This window comes from Frankia sp. AgKG'84/4 (assembly GCF_023242965.2).
In the GTDB taxonomy this organism is placed as follows: Bacteria; Actinomycetota; Actinomycetes; order Frankiales; family Frankiaceae; genus Frankia.
The window spans coordinates 1-3,368 of record NZ_JALKFU020000571.1 but is presented as its reverse complement, the minus strand read 5'-3'; the positions used below and the strand labels follow the sequence as shown (position 1 = coordinate 3,368).

The following is a 3,368-nucleotide window of genomic DNA, read 5'->3' as shown; positions in this document are numbered from 1 at the left end:
GGACGGTCCGGCGTCGGCCCGCTCGGCGGCCGCGGCGATGGCGTCCCGCGCGACCTTCCCGGCGGGTGCCTCGAACGTGCCCGGCCCCCAGGCGCGCCGGCGTCGGGAGACCCGGGTCACGGCGTGATCCGGCTCCGGCTGGCGCTGCAGCGGGGTGACCAGGCTGACCGACGGCCGGGGTGAGGGCAGGCCGACCAGCGTCTGGCTGTCGTGGAAGTCGCCGTCGCGCGGCTTGTCACCCGACGATCCCCCGGAGCCCCCTGACCTCGGCGTCGGGGTGAAGGTGGAGACCGGCACGAACGCCAGCGGGTCGATCGGCGGGGGCGTCCAGCACTCCCGCAGCAGCCTGCGGGTGGCGGCGGCCGGGTCGTCGGTCGGTCCGATCAGCTCATGCAGCAGGTCGCTGGCGCTGGGGCGGCCGGCGACGTCCTTCACCAGCGCGGCGGTCACCGCGGGCAGCAACCGGGCGGGCACGTCGGCGGTGTCCGCCTCGCTGTGCACGACCCGGTAGAGCAGCGCGTCGGCCCGGCCGGTACCGAACGGCGGCTTGCCCGTGGCCGCGTACAGCACGGTCAGGCCCCAGGCGAACACGTCCGCGGCCGGGCCGACCTCGCCGTGCCCGGTGACCTGCTCGGGCGCCATGTAGCCGGGGCTGCCGAGCAGCACTCCCGTGCGGGTGGCGGCGGTCGCGTCGACAGCGGCGGCGATCCCGAAGTCGATCACCTTCGGGCCGTCGGTGCTCAGGATGACGTTGCCGGGCTTGAGGTCACGATGGATGATGCCGGCCCCGTGGATGGCGCTCAGCGCCTCGGCCAGGCCCGCGGCCAGCGCGACAACGGTCGGCATCTCCATCGCCCCGCGGGTCGCGATCGACTCGGCGAGGCTCTGGCCGGGGATGAGCTCCGTGGCCATCCACGGGTCCTCGGCGTCCGGGTTGGCGTCGACGAGCCGGGCGGTGCAGGCACCGCCGACCGCGCGCGCCGCGTCGATCTCACGGCGGAAGCGGGAGCGGAACTCCGGGTCGGCGGAGAAGTCCGAGCGGATCACCTTGATCGCGACCGACTGCCCGGTCAGGTCGTCGGTGCCGAGGTACACGACGCCCATGCCCCCGGAGCCGAGGCGCGCCGCCAGCGCGAACCGGGCGATCCGCTCGGGGTCACCGGAGCGCAGCGGCCTGGGCGGCACCTCGCCCTCCCTCCGTCGTTCCTGTTCATCCGACGCCGTCTCGGCGCCCGGCCCGGCCGACCCGATCCTCGGGTGTCGGCCTGGCCTGGTCGTCAGCCTGTGGCGCGGGTCCAGTCGTGGACCCGTCCCACAGTGCCCGCCCAATCTGTGGCGCAGATGTGTGAGGCGCCGAGCGCCCGGGATGACCGACCGTGTCCTCCGCGCTGCGCCGGGCGGTCCATTGGTCCCGCCGGCCGGGTCGCGCGGATCCGCGCCGGGGGCCTCCGGCCGGTGTCGGCCATCACCCGGTCAATCCGGGTACGGCCCCGCGGAACGCGCGCCGGCCGGGCCGTCCCGGAGATCGGCACGCGGGCCCGTCCAAGAGCCCGGATTGCCCGCTGGGACGGATCTGTTCGCTGCGGCGTCACAAATTGGACTGTACCGATGGAACCGCAGCTACCCGGCCATTCGGCACCCAGAAGACACACCTATCGGTTACCCCAACCGGCTATCCGACGAAGGGATCTGCGGGTCGTTCTGCGGAAACACCTCGATAGCGAGACGTACCAGCCACGGCGGCACCCGTGGGCGCCACCGCGGCCGCTGTCCTCAGCTCGCGAGGAGGTCCTGTCGGACCTTCACGAGAATGAACCGGTCGACGAGATCTCCTGGTTCTTCGAGGGTGCCGGGCACCTCCGGCGATGGCCTTGTTCCAGCCTCGGCAGCCCTGCGGCCTGCCACGTTCGTTCCGCCGCCCGGATCCGCGGTGACGCGCGAGGCGCCCGACCGGACCAAAGTCCGACCCGCGGTTCGACCCGGTCGGCGAATGGCGCGAGTTTCTGCCACGAAACCTCCCAGATCCATAGTTGCCATTCAAGGTCAACGCAACAACAAAACAGCGACGGAAACCCAACCCGTGATTCCTGCCACGGCACGGTGGGCACGCCGGATACGGTGATCGAAACCGGCCGGTCGCCAGGGCAAACATTGCCCGGCCACGGCTTCCGGCCCGGCCCGGTCACAGCACCCACAGACAATACGGCGACCACTCGCGCGCCCCCGCAGAACTACCGCCCCCGCCCGTCCGAACGAATCCCGTGACGGCGGCCACGAAGCCCACTCACCCAACACCGGCCGACGGCAATCCAGCACCACGAGAAACGCCCACCACCCGCGCGCCCCGTGCGCATGCGGCACGACTCGCGGTGGGCCGCGCCGGGGTGCTGCCCTGGGGCGCTGGTCGCAGCGGCGCCCGCCACCGCCCCTCAGCGGCACCGAGCGCGCTACGCGCTGGTCGCTCCGAGGGGCTCAGAGTCCGAACTGCCCCGGCGCAGGGGCCGACTGCGCTGCCGACCGGTCACCGGGAAGGGGGCGGTGTCCGGAGGCCCTCACCATGATCGGCCGGCCACGCCCAGCACGCTCCTTCTCGCGGATCTTCGACTGATCGGTGGAAGATCCACTCGACGCCGATGCCGATCTCAACGTCCGCCGCGCCGCGACCCCATTCCGACGAGCGCCGGCGTCCTACGACACCGTGAGTGACCACCCGTCTATCCGGAATGTCTGTGCGTTGGGTGGGAGCGAGGCTTCGGGACGCGTTGAACAGGGCCCGGGTGCGAATTATCTCTGTCGAACAGTCAGGTAGCAGTTCAGCCACGCACAGCCGGCGGACGCGCGTGACCGCGGGTGACGCCCGGGCGGACCAGGAGACCGATGCGTGCCCGCGACCCGCCGAGACCACCACCATGATGATCGCTGCGGTCTCTCCGCACAGACAGAACGGACACTGCGCCGGACGAGGAATCGCGGGCGGCGTCCGGCTCGAAGAGCCACCGGAGGCTCCCTAGCCGCGGGTGGCGCGGCGCAGGTGCCGCAGCTCGCGGCGCAGCTTGATCTGCGGGATCGCCCCGAGGAGCAGGCCAACGACCAGTCCAGCCGCGGTCGAGGCGGCCAACGCGCCGGCGACCGACATCCGCTGGGTCGTCCCGAACAGCCAGATACTCACCCGCTCATCGTTCTTCACGACGAAGACGACGACCAGAATCGCGAGGACGGCGATGAGCACGGTGATCACGTACGTCGTGTAGGCGATGCCCCGCCGCGGCGCCGGGCCGCCGACTGGTCCCGCCGGGCCGCCGGGAGCCGACGGAGCTGGCTGTCCCGGTGCGCCGTCGACGCCGACGGGCTGCGGTGGTGGGACGGGC

2 protein-coding genes are annotated in these 3,368 nt (G+C 72.4%); both read right to left on the bottom strand.

Annotated features, from left to right (window positions below; genetic code table 11):
• Positions 1-1,185: serine/threonine-protein kinase (locus tag MXD58_RS23350; RefSeq protein WP_250609924.1), on the bottom strand; the 1,185-nt coding region annotated here is incomplete at its 3' end.
• A 1,822-nt stretch (positions 1,186-3,007) separates the two neighbouring features.
• On the bottom strand, positions 3,008-3,368 hold a 361-nt coding region (locus MXD58_RS23345; RefSeq protein WP_250609923.1), incomplete at its 5' end, for a lipopolysaccharide assembly protein LapA domain-containing protein.